Source organism: Lentihominibacter sp. (genome assembly GCF_046951855.1).
GTDB lineage: Bacteria > Bacillota > Clostridia > Peptostreptococcales > Anaerovoracaceae > Lentihominibacter > Lentihominibacter hominis.
Genome location: NZ_JBKTXS010000006.1, coordinates 64,119 through 82,142, shown reverse-complemented (window position 1 = coordinate 82,142; position 18,024 = coordinate 64,119). Strand labels below are relative to the sequence as shown.

General features: G+C 39.3%; 19 protein-coding genes. 5 read left to right on the top strand and 14 right to left on the bottom strand.

The annotated features are described in order from the left end of the window. The 6 genes from dnaG to ACLR96_RS02990 all read right to left on the bottom strand — a co-directional run. Nucleotides 1–950, bottom strand: a 950-nt coding sequence (gene dnaG, locus ACLR96_RS03015; protein WP_412265127.1) for a DNA primase, incomplete at its 3' end; no start/stop codon positions are given. A 104-nt stretch (nucleotides 951–1,054) separates the two neighbouring features. Beyond that, nucleotides 1,055–2,059, bottom strand: coding sequence for a deoxyguanosinetriphosphate triphosphohydrolase (locus tag ACLR96_RS03010; protein ID WP_177268040.1), 1,005 nt, complete (start codon nucleotides 2,057–2,059; stop codon nucleotides 1,055–1,057). A 38-nt stretch (nucleotides 2,060–2,097) separates the two neighbouring features. After that, a complete protein-coding gene (locus ACLR96_RS03005) occupies nucleotides 2,098–2,292 on the bottom strand; it encodes a catalase-related domain-containing protein (RefSeq protein ID WP_177268042.1) in 195 nt (64 codons plus the stop codon). After that, nucleotides 2,289–3,260: a catalase gene (locus ACLR96_RS03000; protein WP_177268044.1), complete on the bottom strand. Its 972-nt coding sequence runs from the start codon at nucleotides 3,258–3,260 to the stop codon at nucleotides 2,289–2,291. Before ACLR96_RS03000 ends, ACLR96_RS03005 begins: the two co-directional genes overlap by 4 nt. A gap of 60 nt (nucleotides 3,261–3,320) precedes the next feature. After that, entirely contained in the window at nucleotides 3,321–3,749 is a 429-nt protein-coding gene (gene dut, locus ACLR96_RS02995; RefSeq protein WP_412265126.1) for a dUTP diphosphatase, read from the bottom strand. Beyond that, nucleotides 3,746–4,996, bottom strand: a complete 1,251-nt coding sequence (locus ACLR96_RS02990; protein ID WP_177268048.1) for an insulinase family protein — start codon at nucleotides 4,994–4,996, stop codon at nucleotides 3,746–3,748. The genes dut and ACLR96_RS02990 overlap by 4 nt, the downstream gene beginning before the upstream one ends. A 125-nt stretch (nucleotides 4,997–5,121) precedes the next feature. On the opposite strand from ACLR96_RS02990, the gene ACLR96_RS02985 reads away from it, so the two are divergent. Further along, nucleotides 5,122–6,141 (top strand): hypothetical protein, encoded by a 1,020-nt coding sequence (locus ACLR96_RS02985; protein ID WP_177268049.1) that lies wholly within the window; start codon nucleotides 5,122–5,124, stop codon nucleotides 6,139–6,141. A gap of 102 nt (nucleotides 6,142–6,243) precedes the next feature. Here the strand turns inward: ACLR96_RS02985 and ACLR96_RS02980 are convergent, their stop codons facing one another. Continuing rightward, nucleotides 6,244–7,236 carry an NAD(P)-dependent oxidoreductase gene (locus tag ACLR96_RS02980; RefSeq protein ID WP_177268051.1) on the bottom strand — a complete coding sequence of 331 codons (993 nt, stop codon included), beginning with the start codon at nucleotides 7,234–7,236 and terminating at the stop codon, nucleotides 6,244–6,246. A gap of 113 nt (nucleotides 7,237–7,349) precedes the next feature. Between ACLR96_RS02980 and ACLR96_RS02975 the strand changes: the two genes are divergently transcribed. Next, nucleotides 7,350–8,522, top strand: coding sequence for an iron-containing alcohol dehydrogenase (locus tag ACLR96_RS02975; RefSeq protein WP_177268053.1), 1,173 nt, complete (start codon nucleotides 7,350–7,352; stop codon nucleotides 8,520–8,522). Nucleotides 8,523–8,526: 4 nt separating this feature from the next. Here the strand turns inward: ACLR96_RS02975 and ACLR96_RS02970 are convergent, their stop codons facing one another. Next, on the bottom strand, nucleotides 8,527–8,958 hold the full coding sequence (locus tag ACLR96_RS02970) for a hotdog domain-containing protein (RefSeq protein WP_177268055.1): 432 nt from the start codon (nucleotides 8,956–8,958) through the stop codon (nucleotides 8,527–8,529). Nucleotides 8,959–9,099: 141 nt separating this feature from the next. Between ACLR96_RS02970 and brnQ the strand changes: the two genes are divergently transcribed. Continuing rightward, entirely contained in the window at nucleotides 9,100–10,383 is a 1,284-nt protein-coding gene (brnQ, locus tag ACLR96_RS02965) for a branched-chain amino acid transport system II carrier protein (protein ID WP_177268057.1), read from the top strand. 91 nt (nucleotides 10,384–10,474) lie between these two features. On the opposite strand, the gene ACLR96_RS02960 is transcribed toward brnQ, so the two are convergent. From ACLR96_RS02960 to ACLR96_RS02935, 6 genes are all read right to left on the bottom strand, one after another. Continuing rightward, nucleotides 10,475–12,127, bottom strand: coding sequence for a recombinase family protein (locus ACLR96_RS02960; RefSeq protein ID WP_412265125.1), 1,653 nt, complete (start codon nucleotides 12,125–12,127; stop codon nucleotides 10,475–10,477). Nucleotides 12,128–12,215: 88 nt separating this feature from the next. Continuing rightward, complete coding sequence (locus ACLR96_RS02955; protein ID WP_412265124.1) at nucleotides 12,216–12,389, bottom strand: hypothetical protein; 174 nt, start codon at nucleotides 12,387–12,389, stop codon at nucleotides 12,216–12,218. Nucleotides 12,390–12,456: 67 nt separating this feature from the next. Then, complete coding sequence (locus tag ACLR96_RS02950) at nucleotides 12,457–13,374, bottom strand: phage major capsid protein (RefSeq protein WP_412265123.1); 918 nt, start codon at nucleotides 13,372–13,374, stop codon at nucleotides 12,457–12,459. Beyond that, nucleotides 13,374–13,703, bottom strand: a complete 330-nt coding sequence (locus ACLR96_RS02945) for a hypothetical protein (RefSeq protein ID WP_412265122.1) — start codon at nucleotides 13,701–13,703, stop codon at nucleotides 13,374–13,376. Before ACLR96_RS02945 ends, ACLR96_RS02950 begins: the two co-directional genes overlap by 1 nt. 129 nt (nucleotides 13,704–13,832) lie before the next feature. Continuing rightward, nucleotides 13,833–14,150 carry a hypothetical protein gene (locus ACLR96_RS02940; protein ID WP_412265121.1) on the bottom strand — a complete coding sequence of 106 codons (318 nt, stop codon included), beginning with the start codon at nucleotides 14,148–14,150 and terminating at the stop codon, nucleotides 13,833–13,835. A 172-nt stretch (nucleotides 14,151–14,322) separates the two neighbouring features. Then, a complete protein-coding gene (locus tag ACLR96_RS02935; RefSeq protein WP_412265120.1) occupies nucleotides 14,323–16,635 on the bottom strand; it encodes a phage/plasmid primase, P4 family in 2,313 nt (770 codons plus the stop codon). A gap of 506 nt (nucleotides 16,636–17,141) precedes the next feature. Here ACLR96_RS02935 and ACLR96_RS02930 point away from each other — a divergent pair. Further along, on the top strand, nucleotides 17,142–17,369 hold the full coding sequence (locus ACLR96_RS02930) for a helix-turn-helix domain-containing protein (protein ID WP_412265119.1): 228 nt from the start codon (nucleotides 17,142–17,144) through the stop codon (nucleotides 17,367–17,369). Between the two features lie 15 nt (nucleotides 17,370–17,384). Then, a partial coding sequence (locus ACLR96_RS02925) for a type I restriction-modification system subunit M (protein WP_412265118.1) occupies nucleotides 17,385–18,024 on the top strand: 640 nt, incomplete at its 3' end.

Sequence of the window (18,024 nt, the reverse complement as noted above, 5' to 3'; positions counted from 1 at the left end):
AGTATATCCAGCCCCCTCATGGCAGCACTCTGCCCTGCATTATCGGCATCATATGAAAGAATCACATTTTTTGTATACCGTTTTATGAGTCTGGCCTGATTTTCTGTAAGAGCTGTACCCAAAGAAGCAGATACATTACGAACCCCGTTCTGATAAAGAGACACCACGTCCATATATCCTTCTACCAGTATGATGGAATCTTCCTTTCTCACATCTCCTCCAGCCAGATTGAGGCCGTACAAATTGTATTTCTTCTTAAAAATATTAGATTCCTGTGAATTTAAATATTTAGGCTCACCTTCTCCTATTATTCTTCCTCCGAAGCCTATCACTTTACCACCAGTATTGATTATAGGAAATATCACCCGGTTCCTGAACTTATCAAAATACCTGCCGTTGGATTTTGAAATAAGCCCAAGGTCAAGCATCTTTTCCTCGGAAATACCTTTACCCCTGAGAAATCCATATAAGCTGTCCCATTTTTCATCAGCATATCCTATACCAAATTTATTCAGTATTTCTTCGGATATTCCTCTTCTTTTCATATATGTATATCCCAGATTTGCCTGCTGGCGCAATGCTTTGAAAAAAAACCTTGCAGCCTGTCTGTTTATCTCATAAAGCTCATCTTTATCTTTATTGCTTCTGAAAGCTCCTTCAAGACTTATGCCATATTCCTTGGCAAGCATTTCAACAGATCCTCTGAAATCCAAATTATAATAGCGCTTTACAAATTCAAGCAAATCTCCGGTAGCTCCGCAGCCGAAACAAGTAAATATCTGTTTCGACTCTGAAACAATAAAAGAAGGTGTTTTCTCATTGTGAAACGGGCAAACCCCTTTATAATTGCTCCCGGCTTTTTTAAGGGGTACTACTCTGCCGATAACATCAACAATATTACACCTGCTCTTTATTTCATCGACTATATTTACATGGTTATTTGTGTTCACTTTTGTCCCTCTTGATTAAAATAATCCTTAATTATTATATACGACAAAAGTCTCCACTTTCCTTTTTTTAATTCTAAAATTTTATGTTTTTATAACTTATGCTTTCATGTTGTTTTAGAAAATAATTTTTCATAAAGATTTACCGCATATCTATCTGTCATTCCCGCTATATGATCCTTAACAAGCTCCTCTTTACAGAACTCATCTCTCATAGCTTTGAGATCATCGGGAAGCGCTTGCGGATGATTAAGAAAATATTTATACAGAGCAATTATTATAACTCTTACTTTATTTATATCTTCTGCTTTTTTTACCCTCTGATTATGATATACATTCTTAAACATATATGTACGAAGTTCATTCATTGCTTGCGCTTTTTCTTCACTCAAACAGACAAAAGATCCGTTAAAACTGTTATTTATCATATCTCTAACCAGGGTATCTATTCTTTTCTTGTGAGTATCTCCTAAAACATTTATGCTTTCCTTAGGAAGATCTTTCGATGTTATTATACCGCTTCTGATAGCATCATCAATATCATGATTTATATAAGCTATACGATCGCTGGTCTTTGCCACCTGCCCTTCTAATGTAACGGGCATCTTACTTCCTGTATGATTCAATATACCGTCCCTGACTTCAAAAGTAAGATTCATACCGCGTCTACTGCTCCCCGATTCAAGAACATCCACTACTCGTAAACTTTGAATATTATGTTTGAAACCACCTGGATGTATTTCATTTAAAACAGCTTCTCCGCTATGGCCAAAAGGTGTATGCCCCAAATCGTGACCCATAGCTATAGCCTCGGTGAGATCTTCATTAAGACCCAGTCCTCGTGAAATAGTCCTGGCTATCTGTGATACTTCTATGGTATGAGTCAGTCTTGTTCTGTAATGATCGCCCTCCGGAGCGAGAAAAACCTGCGTTTTGTGCATAAGCCTTCTGAAAGCTTTGGAATGTATTATTCTATCTTTGTCTCTCTGAAAATCCGTTCTCACACTGCACTTATCTTCCTCAAGCTTTCGGCCTCTGCTCTTTGCGGATTTTGCCGCATAAGGCGATAAATACTCAAATTCTCTTTTTTCCAAATCTTCTCTGCCTATCATTGCCTCCTCCTGATAATAATTATAATACATATACTGCTTTATGTTGTAAAGTCGTTTCTCCTTCTTACATTAGTACCGAGTCTGTGATCAACATCATTTAAAAGAGATATTATTTTCTTTTGAAGATCATCTTCCAAAAAAAATATATCTTCAGCAACGGCTTCTTCAAGATCCTTTTTCTGCGCTTCTGATAACTTGTTAAAAAATTCCCCGGCCTGTATCAGTTCCTTCACTCACATTCACCTCTCTCAAAAGCTTCTATCTGATATATATAATTCATCATATCATTAAATCCGTCACTGTATAACTCTATACCTTTTGCAGTATTTCCGGGAGCAAAGCTTATCATATCTCTCTTAAACTGCCTATCATCAGGAATCCCGGTAAGCCTCATTATTCCCGCAGCAACAGGAGATACTGTCTCATCCTCCCAAATCAGCGTGTTTCTGACATAATCATATTTATTATACCTATCATAATCTAACATCTGTACATAAAGTTCAAATTTAGGAAAATTTCCAGAAGATACAGCTGATTCAAGTTCATTAGAAGCCCTGTCACTATCAAATCCTGCAATAAATTCAGCTGATATTCTATCTACTTTGTTTCTTCCTTTTTCCGTTTTTTCCTTCTCTTCATATATAGGTATCCATTTATACCGTACGAGAAACCTCTTGCCTTTACTGTTTTTCCAAACAGTCAGATTAGCAGAAAACCATGACATATCAATAAATGATGAAGATAGCCCCTCATAAGAAAACAACCTGATAGCACAATTGGCAGCTTCAGGATTCTCAACGATAAATCTCCAAAATTCCGTATTATTTATACCGTCAAAATACTCTCTCTTAGTAAAAGCCTTCAACATACTGAAAAATTTTGTATCTTCATTTATAAAGAAGACCGGCATACTGTGGCAAATCATATCGTATTCTTCATCGCTCTGAAATTTTACACTCATTCCTTTTATATTCCGAACTGTATCAGCAGTACCTTTATTTCCCAGCATAGAAGCAAATCTTACCGTTACCGGAGTCACTTCGTCAAAACTACTAAATATCTCCGATTCCGTATAATCGGAAAATGACATATACGGCCGAAAAAAACCTTCGGCAAAGATACCTTTTCTGAACATAAGCCTGGGCTTTGGTATTTCTTTTATCATCCTATGTAACTGCTTTAGCATTAAAAAATCTGTCATCTACACCACCTCACGGTAGTATATGCGACAGATTTGATTTTTGACCATATGACTGTCCGTTTAAACTCCGGTATGACCGAAACCTCCGCGGCCTCTTTCAGTTTCTGACAATTTCTCAGTTTTTTTTAATGATACTTTTTCATATTTTGCTGCCACCATCTGCGCGATACGATCCCCGTCATTTACCGTAAAGCTTTCCTGTACCCAATTTATAAGAGATATTTTTATCTCTCCCCGGTAGTCGCTGTCTATAGTACCTATTCCGTTGGTAAGACCTATGCCGTATTTTACCGCAAGACCGCTCCTTGCTCTTATCTGAACTTCATATCCGGAAGGTATCTCCATAAACAATCCTGTGGGAATAAGAGCGCGCATACCCGGTTTCAATTCTACAGGCTCTCTTAAATAAGCTTGTATATCCATACCTGCCGATCCATCCGTTTCGTAACGCGGAAGCCTTCCGGAAAGCGTTTTTACTTTTATTATCATCTTTTCACGAGCCTTTCCAGATCAAAATTTTTGCCTGTAACTGCCGCTGCACAGTATGACGAATAATCTCCTATGATGCTTGCAGCCTGTAATATATCTTCTCTTGTAACCTTATCAAATTTCCCAAGAACTTCTTGCGGTGAATAAACCTTATCAAGCAACAATTTATTTTTTCCTATGGAAAACATCCTACTGTTTATATTTTCCAAACCGAATATGTATGAACTCTTCACCTGTTCCTTTGCCATTGCAAGTTCTTCCTCTGTAACACCATCAGTTCTGAGAATTTCCAACTCAAATTTTACAGCATTCAGCGTTTCTTCCACTTTGTCATGGGCTACACCCGCATATATGCTGAAAAATCCCCAGTAACTGGAAAATATGTTCATGGAGCATACGGTATATGCCAGACCTTTTTCTTCTCTTATATTCTGAAAAAGTCTGGAGCTCATACTTCCTCCAAATATACTGTTCATCAGCACAAAAGAATAATATCTTTCGTCATCCATTGAAACACCCGGAGTTGCAAGGCATATATGTGTCTGTTCTATATCTCTTTCTTTTACATTGAAATCTTGCCTGTACGGTTTTAATATCACTTCTTTTTTAACTTTCTCGTCACGAAGAGAATCAAGCCTGCTTTCAAAAAGATCTATGATCTTGTCTTCGTCAAAATTGCCGGCTACAGCTACAACTATACTGTCTTTTGCGTATTTTTCACTGAAATACCCGGTCAACTTTTCTCTGTCTATATCTGACAGACTTTCCGGTGTCCCAAGAACACTTCTTCCCAGCGGATTACCGCTTGAAACCAATTCTGAAATAGTATCATATACATCATCGTCTGGACTGTCCTGTACCATCTTTATCTCTTCAAATATTACCTGTCTCTCTTTATCCATATCATCCGGATCAAATCGGGATTCTGTCAGCATATCCAGAAGTATTTCAGCTCCGGCATAGATGTTGGATGACAACGTTTTAATGTAATAACACGTTGCCTCCTTGCCGGTAAATGCATTGAACATGCCGCCGATCTTATCAACATCTGAAGCGATTTCTTTCGCAGTTCTGTTCTTAGTTCCTTTAAACATCATGTGTTCTATATAATGTGATACACCCGAAACATCGTCGCTTTCATCAGCTGCTCCGACTTTCACCCATATTCCCAAAGCTGCCGACTGAACATAATCGGTCTTTTCCATTATTAACGTTGTACCGCATTTTAATTTTATTGTTTTTACCATATCAACGCTGCCCTTTCTCCAAAATATAAATTGTATTGTAACACAAATCCAGAATTTTTCATATACTGCCATTGAACAATTCAGTATAAATTCATATTTAAAATTACCATTCAAGGAGGTAAAACATGAACTGTTTTTGCACACCACAAAACAACACTACAGGAGAATCCTGCTGTAAGGCAAATGAACTTTGCAGCTTCAGCGGCAATCTTGATGATGTGACCGCAACTCCCATCTATGTACAGAGCGTATACGACGCTGTGAGATTCCACATGCAGGGTATGAAAACCGTACAGTGTCTGAAATTCACTCCTGCTATTCCGCCGGGATGCTCAGTAAGCAGGATACTTGATATCAGATGCAAGAAGGTCTTCGATCCTTCCCAGGCATCAAACTGCGATAATCTCACTCTTGACATGGAAACAGGAATTTCGGGAGCCTATTTCGTTAATGAATGCAACAGCGTAGTTGAAACAGTAGGTCCTGACGGTGTTCCTTCAGAAAAAATATTGTTTGCTGATACCAGCGAATGTGACGCAACAGACTGCGGTACACCTATATTCGGAACTCAGAACGTAAGAATCTGGGGTAACATAGTCGTTTATATCGATCTTGCTATATGCGACAGCTGCGGCAGAGAAAGCACAATGACTATCTGTGCTGAAGTCAACATAGCGAAACCATCATGCCCATTAGTACTTACCAACTTCTTTGAGCTCTGCATGCCAAGCACTACAAATTCAGCGTTTATGCCAAGACTTACAGAGCTTTCAAATGCGGGATTCAGCTGCAGAATGGCTACAAATAATGCTTCAAGAGACTTGTGCATAGGACCTAACGGAGAAATTTCAGCCAATCTTATCGTCACTATCTGCATAACCGTAGAAAAGAAAATCACTGTTCCTGTTCAGCTCTGTGTTCTTTCAACAGGCTTTGCAGAAGCACCTCTTCAGGAAAATGTGTCAGGTGTAGTCACATGCCCGGGACTGTTTCCTGAAAGAAATGATGGAAGCAGCAGCTCCAATAGCTGTCAAAGCGAGTCAAACTCTTGCATTACGAACCCGTGCTGCGATCCATGCTGCCCTCCGTCATCTGGAGACTGCGACTGCGGCTGCAGTGATTACCCACCGAAAACGTGCAAATAACCGCTGCAGATAATACATTAAGAAAAAAAGAAAATCTATATTTTCCATAATTAAATTTCCTCTCTTTATCAAATTTTATTTGATAAAGAGAGGTTTTTTCTGCTATAAATTCACTACATTATCCGGTCTTTCTCCTTTTTCTACTTTCTCTATAGAGGACCATATCATATTATATCCCCTTTTAAAGGAAGCGCCTGTAATACCTCCTATGTGACAGCTTAAAAGGAGCTTTTTCGAATTTTGATTGGAAATACTGAGAAGAGGGTTATCCTCATGTACAGGCTCCCCATCTATAGTATCGAGTCCTGCTCCTGCTATTTCACCACATTCAATAGCCTCAACAAGAGCCTTACTGTTTACCAGTTCACCTCTGGATGTATTGATAAGATACGATGTATTCTTCATTTTCTTGAAAAAAGTCTCATCTGCCATATATTTTGTTTCTGAAGAGACAGGCAAATGAAGGCTTACTATATCACTGACACCAAGAAGACAGTCAAGTGGCATATAATCTGCTTTATATTCTCCTTCTTCCCCCTTTGTCAGTCTGTTTGGTTTATAATAAACTACTTTCGCTCCAAAAACACGCAAAAGCCTTGCAGTTGCCTTTGCAATATCGCCAAAACCGATAAGCCCTACTGTACATTCCCCCAGTTCTTTAAGACTTCCTTCAAGCATATACGCTTCTTTTGTTATAATCTGAGTCCCCTTTCTTACGCTTCCGTCTCCTCCCACTACATCGCGCAAAAGCCCCAACATAAGCAGTATTGTCTGTTCTGCCACAGCGGTGGAATTCATACCTTTACAGTTACATACATATATGCTGCGTCCTGCTGCTGCTTTTACATCTATCCCTTGATATCCGACGCCTTCCGAATGTATCAGCTTAAGATTCGGCATATTATCTATAATATACCCTGAAACGCTTCCTACAGCATCAACAATTATACACTCTGCATCCCGCCCCTTTTCAAGAATCTCATTGTCAGAAGCATCCAAAGGAACATAGACGATTTCATATTTTTTAAGTATTGTTCTATCATCGGTATACTTTTCGAGACGCCCTTCTTTTCCCATTATCAGAAGTTTTTTCATATGACTCTCCTTTCCTTTTAATTGTAACAAATAATGCAGGTACTTCAACATTAAATGTACAAATTATGATATAATGCTTAACGATTATTTTAATACAAAGGAGGCTATTTTATATGTTAGGAAATTTCACTTTTTCCAACCCGACAAAAATACATTTCGGTAAAAATTCTATTGAAAAACTTTATACAGAACTTTCAAATTATGGAAAAAACGTACTTCTCTGCTATGGAAAAGGCTCTGTCAAAAAAAACGGAATATACGACCATGTGACAGAGATACTGAATAAATGCGGTAAGAATATTACAGAGTTTTCCGATATCATGTCTAACCCTACTTTAGAAAAACTGAATGACGGAAGAAAGCTGGCAAAAGACAATAATATTGATCTTATTCTCGCCGTAGGCGGAGGCAGCGTCTGCGATATGGCAAAAGGAATTTCTGCCACTGCCTACTGCAAGGAAGATCCATGGGAAAAATATTACATACAAGGCAAGGAAGCCGAGGATAAAGTGATACCTGTTGGATGCGTACTTACCATGGTAGGCACAGGCTCTGAGATGAACGGAGGCTCAGTTATTACAAATACCGTTACTAAGCAGAAGATCTGCGCTATCTTTGGAGAAAGAGCTTTCCCTAAATTTTCAATAATGGATCCCACATATACTTTCACTCTTCCAAGATACCAAATGGTATCAGGATGCTTCGATGTGATGTCCCACATCATGGAACAATATTTTTCAGGAAATGATGACAACGTGTCCGACTATATATCCGAGGGAATGATGCGCTCCGTAATACATTCTTCCCTCGCTGCAGCAAAGAATCCTTTAGACTATGAAGCACGAAGCAATATTATGTGGCTTGCAGCGTGGGCACTAAACACTCTCATAGAAATGGGCAAATCCACAGACTGGATGGTCCACATGATAGGTGAAGCCACTACTGCACATACCGACGCCACTCACGGAATGACTCTGTCAGCCGTTTCACTGCCTTACTACAGATATATCATGCCTTACGGCCTGCACAAATTCAAAAGATTTGCATTAAACGTATGGGGAGTTTCACCAAAAAATAAAAGCGACGAAGAAATTGCCGCAGAAGGTCTCGACAAACTAGAGGAATGGATGAAAAAACTTGATCTCGTAATGAGTATAAGAGATTTCGGTGTCACTGAAGAAATGCTAGATGGTATAGCAAAAAGCGCTCTTATCCTTGACGGAGGTTATAAAATACTTAGCAGAGAGGAAATAAAGGAAATTCTGAAAAAAAGTCTCTGCGCATAATTATTCATTTATCAGAGAAGAAGCTGTCTGCTTCTTCTCTCCATCTTATCTCTTCATTATCTTGAATATCATCTAACATAATTCTGTGTATTAAAGATTTTTTCGTGACAGGGTCTACAGTGACAAATGTAACATACCCTTCAGCATACAGTTCCCCAGTATCTGCATTCTTCAGATTCACATGCACAGTTATGCTTGTTTTTCCCGATCTTACAACAACGCTTTCGTAGCTCACAATATCTCCCGGTTTTACAGATTTTATAAAATCAAATTTATGGGTATTTTTGTACAGAAGGCCATCCTTGTTTCCATGTTCAAGGCATGCTGCAATAAAAGCAGATTCTATCATCCATTCAATCCCTCTTCCGGCATACAGATTAGAATGGTGATTGAGATGCTCCATTCTCACCATATGAAAAGATTTATATCGTTTCATTTTAAACCTTTCTCCTCATGATTATTTATCTGCGTAATATCTTATCATCGCAATCGCTGACAGTCAAATGTTGATTTTCCCCTCTGCATATGTTACCGTATTTTAGTTGAAACTAAGTTTATATTGAAAGGTGATTATAAAATGAAGCATGATCGGATTAATATCATAGTAATAGGATTTGCACTGTTTTCGATGTTTTTCGGTGCCGGAAATATAATATTTCCCCCTTTTCTGGGGATGGGAGCAGGTCCCCAATGGTTCATTGGTTTTATCTGTTATTATATGGCTGATATAGGACTTTCTATAATAGCTATTTTTGCTCTCATAAGAAATAACGGAGAGATATCTAACGTAACAAACCGTATAGGTACTATACCCGGTGAGCTGATGATATCTATAATGATCTTATGTATAGGGCCTTTTATCGCTATCCCACGCACAGGGGCAACAGTACATGAAATGTTTTTTCTCCCTATTATAGGGGATATTCCTCCCGTTATATCCACATCAGTTTTTTTCATCCTCGTTCTCATATTAACTATAAGAGAATCGGCAGTTATTGATATAATCGGCAAATTCCTTACTCCCGTTCTTTTTGTCGGTCTTCTGATTCTCATAATATGTGGTATAGTTTCGCCAATAGGAGATATCTCAGCAGCACCCATGATGAATAATGTTGTCGTATCCGGAGTAAACGCCGGGTATCAGACTATGGATGTACTGGCCGCCATGATATTTGGCATTATTATAGTAAAAAATGTTACAGAAAAAGGATATGCCGAAACAAAGATAAAAAACAAAATCGTACGTAATTCCAGTCTGGTCGCCGCCTCAGGACTTCTTATAGTTTACTGCGGGCTAACGTATCTTGGAGCCACTGTCTCCGGGATTTTCTCTCTGCGGATAAATCGCTCGGAACTAATCGTAAATATCACAGAAGAACTTATGGGAAGTACAGGAGTCATTATTCTTGGTATAGTGGTCACGCTCGCATGCCTGACTACCGCCGTAGCTTTAGTCAGTGCCAGCGCAGATTATTTCTGTACACTTTCAAATGAACGGATCAGTTACAAGTTTCTCGTCGTAGTTATATGTCTTATGAGCGCTTTCATTGCTAACTTTGGCATAGACAAGATAGTACTGCTGGCTCAGCCTGTTCTCAGTATTATTTATCCAGGTGCTCTTACACTCATCGTACTTGCTCTTTTTCCTGACAAAATTCACGATTACACCATAAGGTTTGCCGTAGCTGGCGCAATGATCGGAAGTCTCCTTGAAGTCTTATACGGACAAGGACTCCTAACTTTTGACTTCATACCCAATCTGCCGCTGTCGTCCTTCGGATTCGGGTGGTTGACTCTTGCTGTATGTGCCGGAATCATAGGAAGTATATTCAAGAAAACATTAACTGTAAAAACACAATGATCGATCATTAAATAAAAAAGAGCTGCGTAAAAGGGCAACTCAATAAGGGATTTATAATCCTGTAAAGTATCGGCATAGTCGTACCCCTCGGCTATGCCGTTTTTACGTTACTCGGAATATGTACTTCCCCAATGAAGTTGAAGATAACTTTTATCTTCTTGGTATTCCTATCCCAAGGTTTCTCGTTTCCATATACATATACCTTCTCGATGAAGGTTCTGATGATTTCTGCATTCAATTCCTTGATATCTGTGTAGGTCTTAACCAATCGTAGGAAACTGTCTGCATTGGAAGATTTCTCTCTGGCAGCATCAATGATATGCTCCAACTCTGCCACACGCTCTGTAAGTTGATTCTGTTCGACCTCATAGGTAGCTGACATTTTCATGAAACGCTCATCACTGATTTTGCCCTCGATGTTATCTTCGTAAAGTCTTTGGATGATGGTATCAAGTTTGCTGATTCTGGCTTGTGCCTGTTCGTATTCCTTTTTACTTTCACGAATCTCACATTCTACGGATTTGGCATTGGACCTTGTAACCAGTTCTATAAATTCGTCTTCATGGTCTCTTGCAAATGCTGTAACCTGCTGAATCATATAAAGCAGAACATTCTCAATATCTACATTTCTGATTTGATGGGAAGTACAGGTGTCCTTGCCTCGTTTGCGATAGTTGGCACAGACCATGTACTCCTTATCATGGCTCCACCCCTTGCCTCTGACTTGGTATAATTTTGAGCCACAATCTGCACAAAATACCATGCCGGACAATACAGGCATCTCGCCAAGAGGTGTAGGTCTGCGCCTTCCGTCACGGATTCGTTTTACAGTCTGGAAGGTATCCTCACTAATAATGGCTTCGTGTGTATCTTTGAAAATCTGCCATTCAGAAGGGGCATTCTTGATAGTCTTCTTCAGCTTATAGGATTTCTTCCTTGTTTTAAAGTTGACTGTATGTCCGAGATATTCTTGCCTGTCTAGGATATCAGCCACAGTTCTTGGTGCCCATGCATAGGGTTCCTCTGTGGTAGGTGCAGTTGGATATAATCCGATTTCCTTAAAATATGCAGAAGGTGTAAGAACCTTGTCATTTTCCAATTTCTTGGCTATCTGACTTGGGCCATATCCTTCAATGCATAACTGGAATATATGTTTTACAACCTCTGCTGCAGGCTCATCCACAATCCAGTGCAGTTTATCTTCAGGATCCTTTTTGTACCCATATGGAGGTATGGTACAGAGTGGCTTGCCGGATTCTCCTTTGGCCTTGAATACAGCTCTGATTTTCTTGCTCGTATCCTTGGCATACCATTCATTGATGATATTCAAAAATGGTGTAAAGTCGCTGTCCTGCTGATTAGCACTGTCAACGCCATTGTTGATAGCAATAAATCTGACTTTGGCATCCGGAAATGCAATCTCGGTATAGTAGCCTACCTTCAAATAATCACGTCCCAATCGGCTCATATCCTTGACAATGATTGTTGCAATGCGACCTGCATCCATTTCTGTAATCATACGTTGGAAGTCCGGTCTTTCAAAGGAAGTACCACTCCATCCATCATCCACAAAGAATTCAGTGTTGGTAAATCCGTTATCATCAGCGTATTTTTTCAATATTGATTTTTGGTTCTTTATACTGTTGCTGTCTCCCTGAAGTTCATCATCACGGGATAATCTGCAGTAAAGAGCAGTTATCTTTTCAGGGGCTGCATCATAAGGCTGTCTATTCAAATTTTTCATGTTTTGCTCCTTTCCGACAGCCTTCAAACGGAACACCCATTAAGGGCATTGTCATATTACCTCTAAGTGCTCCATAAGTGTAGTTATATTAGGCTGATAGTTTTGTTGTTTCTGATAACTTTTCACGGTCGTTTGCATGGCTGATAATAAGCCTCTTTATCTTATCGTATGCCGTTTCTGTGGCTGTTTCGCTCGTGCCATATTCAACGATAAATAAGGTGCTGCCAATTTGAAGCTCAGTAACATTGGATTTACCTTCCACTAAATTCACCTCATTTCATATGCCCACTATGGAGTAACACTGCGTTACCCCATACGAGCAATCATAATTATTTCAACTGAAGTACCTTCACAGCTTCAGAACGGATAAGTTTTGCATCAAGATATTCGTGTGCAAGATAGCCTACCTGATTGTTGAGTGCATATTTTTCAGTAAGAGCACGAACGCTAATTGGCATACGATTCATGATCCAGTAATAGCTGAAATCACCGAAAGCGATAACCTTGCCTGTTGATGGCATTGCATTGCAGATAGACACAGATCTGCTCATAATGGTGTTGTTCGCATGATTCCAAATGTAGTTACCATCCTTATCCTTTAAAGTGCGAAGTTTTTGAGCAGTCTCGTCATTCATAAGCCATACACCTTTTGTGCGATATTCTGGCTTTGCAGAGAAATACAATGCGACAACATCATCAAAGGTAAGAGCATCGGCAGTCACACCGATATCAGCACCATCGGTATCATGGAGAATCCCTGTAGGCATCTCCACACCGGTACCGTTTACAAATGCAGCTTCCTCAGCTTTACCAAACCTCTTAGCAAAGCGTTTAATAAGGAAATCTTCCATATTGAAATTCATATCCTGCATGAAATCCATATCCATTCGGTCAATGATGGCAAGCTTATGACACTTAACCCTTTTCCTCGTGAATACATCTGCAACTTCCTTGATGGTCTGGTAGGAGTTGCTCTGTGCCCATTCAGCGGGATCTTCGCTATCAGATACCCAGATATCAAGGTCGGAATCTTTCGTTTTAATGCTTGTGGCAATCTGACGGAAGATGCATTCGTTTTTCAAGGCATCCATATACTTCTTATTGCTGTCATAAGGGATGGCATACATATTGCCACCTACAGAGCCCTTATTAATGAGTTCTGTGGAATTAGGTTGACCTCTCATGACCTTGTTCCAGAAATTGTTTTTGTAGTCGGATGTACTAACTGTGTAAATATCGTATTCCATTATCTGCGTCCTCCTTTGTTGTTGCATTTCTTGCACTCATAATAGCCAAGAGTATAGTAATCCTTGTTAGTTGATACCTGCCTCATAAGTGCGTTACACTTTGGACAATGTACATCGTAGATGAGTGCCTGATTATTATCGTATGCTGTGCGAGGAGAATGAAGTCTGTAGAATGTATCTACATTTCCATGCGCGTCTTTTACATATTCATCAGTAAGATAAAATTTACACATTCTTTCTGCATATTCCTCTGAAAAAGAGGTGCTCTGTGGATGAAGTCCATAAGTTCCATCCTTGTGATCTGTTTTGTTTAAATTGTAAACTGCCATATTTTTGGCTCCTTTCATGTGTTTTTGATTAAGGGTTATATTACCCGTTTGAATTCGCGTTTTTGTGCGTGAAGGGGCAGCACCGTTCACCGCTGTTTGTGCCGTAGAGATAAGTACCGCCCCTAGGGCTTAAAGCTCTACACGGAATGGGCATTTGCAAATATTGGAAAGATTTCTTCCATATGCAATGTCATCGGATTCCGTCCAGACTTCTAATTCACGAGTCTTGATGAAACCCTGTAAATCCTTGTAAGACAAGAAGGTTGCATCAAAGAAGTTACCTATAACCATCCATCTTGCAGGATTTGGATTGTTTGATGTTTGAACAAGAAACGGAGTACCGGATTTATTCTTAAGCATCATGTGTGGTTCAAAGCCACGGTGTTTTCTTGTTTCACGCTCAAAACATTCAAACATACTAAGGTCAAACCTGTATGATCTGTCCATGTTTGCCTCCTTTCTAGCCCACAGGCTTAATTGATATGAAACCTTGCTTATCTAGCACATAGGCACCACCTCCTTCACAGTGGGGCATATGTGGCAGATGAAAATATAATTTCTCTATAGAGAATGAAATATTGAAGTAACCATATTTATCTGCCACAATGCCACATCTCATTTATTCCAAGAAATCTGATATCAATCTGTAGCCTGTGACCATTGTGGTTTTGTTACCACCAGACTGTGGTCGTTTACGGACAATAGTTGCTACAGTTTCTAGACTTTGTCTGAAGTTCTTCATGCTTTCTGGGTAGTGACCATTCTCCTGACACCAAGTACGATAACGCTGATAAACGGCAGAAGTGCGTTCTTCATAATCGCCTTGTTCCATGCAGTCCTCAACAAAGAGAGCCATCTTATAGCTGTCATGTTCATACTGAGCAGTGGCCACCTTTACCGAGTATGGTGGTGTAAGGCCTTCACGATTCAGCATGGAATATCCTTCGATGAGCCAATTAAGAATGGCTGACTGCACTTCCAGCTTTGCAAATTCTTTCTTCAAAGTTTTATCTTGTTCCGATTCATCGAAATGCTTCTCAAATGGAATGATGAACAGTCTATTACTGCTAAATACTGTCATATCATTGATGGCAGGAAGATAATTGGTATTGATGTAAAGTTTGAATAAAGGCTGAAAATCAAAGCTGTTCTCATGAAGAAAACGAGCATTGATGGTATCATTACCAGTAAGATTCTTTACCTGTGCAGCATTCAGCACTAATCCCTTACCGGGTTCTGAAATATTCACAAATCGAACTCCTGCAAGACGGGCAATATCCTCTGTAGGCTGAGAGCTGTTAGCATTCATCTTTTGAGCAAGTGTCTCCGGTCTTGCAGTACATCCGTAGGAACCAAGTACCTTTAATACGCTTTCACAGAGAGTTCCTTTGCCATTACGTGTGCTTGCTCCATAGAGGATAGTCATACACTCATGACGGGTATCTCCAGTAAGTCCGTAGCCAAATAACTTCTGTAGGAATTTAGCTTTTTCTTTATCACCGGACATGATTTCTGAAATAAACTTGTCCCAACGGTCATTATGAGCGTGAGGGTCATAGATGACATTTGATATCTTGGTAAGCTTGTCACTGCTTTTATGCTCTCTGCATTCGAGTGTATTCATATCGATAGTTCCGTTCTTGCAGTTGAAGATATAAGGATCAGCATCAAACTCCGTTGCAGAAATCGGATGATAAACCTGTGCATCTTTAAGGATATTGACTCTAGTTCCGTGTGTCTGCCATCGTCTGGTGTAATTCATGTATTCCTTTCGTTTATGCTCATCTGTTATTTTCAGAGCATACATATGAAGCAGATTAGCAAGTTCCATGCAAAGCCTCATAGCTTTCAGGCCACCGACATCCGGTTGCCAAGTTCCATCTGCGTAGTAGAACCACGCTTTTCTCTCCGGCACATATCGAAGAATAGGTTTATAGAAATCCGCAAAGAGCATTCCTGCACCAATATCTGTCCACGGATACTTTGTGCTGTCCTCTGGATGAAGTGATACGAGCCTTGCCATTTCATCATCGAAATCTTCACTTGCCGGAGCAGGAATAATCGGTGTGTAAAACTTCGTCATCCCGGCTAACGCTGTATCAATAGTCATATCTCCATAGGTCTTATTGCCATGAACCTCATCCCATTTGCTGCGAGCAAGTGCTGACTGCCTGTACAGTCTGTCTACTTGTTCACGATTGCCATTACAGTAAAATGCAAGGATGGAGATGAATCCGAGGTCTGCTTCGCTGTTGGATGGATAATCTGAAATATCACCATTCCACAGCTTTCTGAACTTTTCTCCCTGTTTGGAGGCCATAGCCTTTGCAAGTACACCATCATCGGTAAGGTAACTTTCACGATGTTCCTGCAATTCAGTAGACGAGTTCTTCGGCGTTTTACGTTTCATGTACTTATCAAGAAGCCACTGCAGAACATCCATATTTTCTGTAATTTCATTTTTGAGATACATATCACCTGTGATAGTGACAAAACGATTTGTAGCTCCGGCTACATAGACTTCAATATCACCTTTCTTGATGTAGTAGTTATTCTTGTCGTAGTTGTAGCTATCCTCAACAAACAAGATGATACGAAGACCTGTTCCGCTAGGACTTCTCTCAATATATGTATTTTTGAAATGAGATACGATATCTGCCGCCTGTGTGGTTAACTTTCCATCTTCTATACAGTGATCAAGGTCGATTGCAATGATGATGCCATCAACACGAATGCCTAGACCGTCATAATCTTTTAAGGCCAAGACTGCTGTATCAAAATCTGTAAATGTCTCAGGTTTATTGACATATGCCTTATATCCGGTTGCCGGATTATATGGAACCTTTGTCATATTTCCTTTACGTTCCTCATATCTGAAATTGCACCATGATGCGTGCTCCTTCAGATACGTTGGTATATTATTTACATTCATAGGTTTTAATTCCTCCTTCTGTTTTGTTTTCAATAGTGAAAGGACAAGAGTTCCTGTTTTAAGTACCGATTTTCAAAATTTCATTTCTCACTACTTAATGGAGGTTAAGTAGCTGTTTGGCCGAAAAAAATTCAAATTTATTTTTCTTACACTTACCACTGGAGATTAGTGAATGATTTGAGCGGATTTTTCTGGAAATATTTTTCTTCCACTCAAATCATAGGCAAAAGAAAATGCTGAAATTTAACTCTCCTGTCCATAAGCGAAAAAACTTTTTAAATCGAACCCATCTAATTCCATAAGTAGTTGAAATAGGTGAAATCCCGGCTGAGGCAGAACTTTTATCCTTTTCTAACTTCCTAAGGGGATTTGACGAGTGAAATTCCGGTATAAAAAAATAAAATTCCTCAAGAAAAATGTCTTGAAGGACTGGGTACTAGAAAAATTCATATTTATTTGGTATAATAACGCTATATTAATGAGTAAGAAATGAAAAGGAGATGCATATGAGTTTCCCTGAAGAAATAAAAAGAATTAGACAACGTTCATTCCTCACACAGCAGGACTTTGCAAAGAAAATTGGTGTAGCTTTTTCTACTGTGAATCGATGGGAATCCGGACGTGCAAAGCCAAACTTAAAAGCAATGAAAAGTATCAATACGTTTTGCTTAGAGAATAGCATTCCTTATGAAACATTAGAGGAAGAGTGGCTTGATTACAAAATAGAGAAATAAAGGAGCAATACTGCTATGACAGATAAAGAATTAAAAGAGCTAAAAGATACCCTATGGCATTCTGCCGATGTCCTTCGTGCAAGTGCACATTTAGCAGCAAATAAATATGGACAGCCTATCTTAGGGCTTATCTTCCTTAGATATGCAGATATTTTATATAAACAACATAAGGAAGAAATTGAAGCAGAATACAATCGTCTTAAAGGCGGACGTATGGAAAAATCCAAGAAAGAGATTTCTATCGAGAAATGTGGATTCTATCTTCCGGAATGTGCTTATTATGACTTCATCAACGATGCGACGGATGATGCAAACAAAGCTACCATTGTGAAGAAAGCTATGGAAGCTATCGAAGATGAGAATCCTAAAATGGACGGAGTGCTTCCAAAAGAAGTATATGCTCAGCTTGTACCGGAAGAAGAGCCGGAACTTCTATCTAACATCGTGCGTATTTTCAAGGATATCCCTGAAAATACTACAATTGATGTTTTCGGTGAAATTTATGAATATTTCTTAGGTAACTTTGCACTTGCAGAAGGTAAGGATGGCGGTACATTCTACACACCTGCAACTGTTGTAAGATATATGGTAGAAGTATTAACTCCACAACCTGGAGAAAAGAAGTTCCTAGATCCAGCATGTGGTTCTGGAGGTA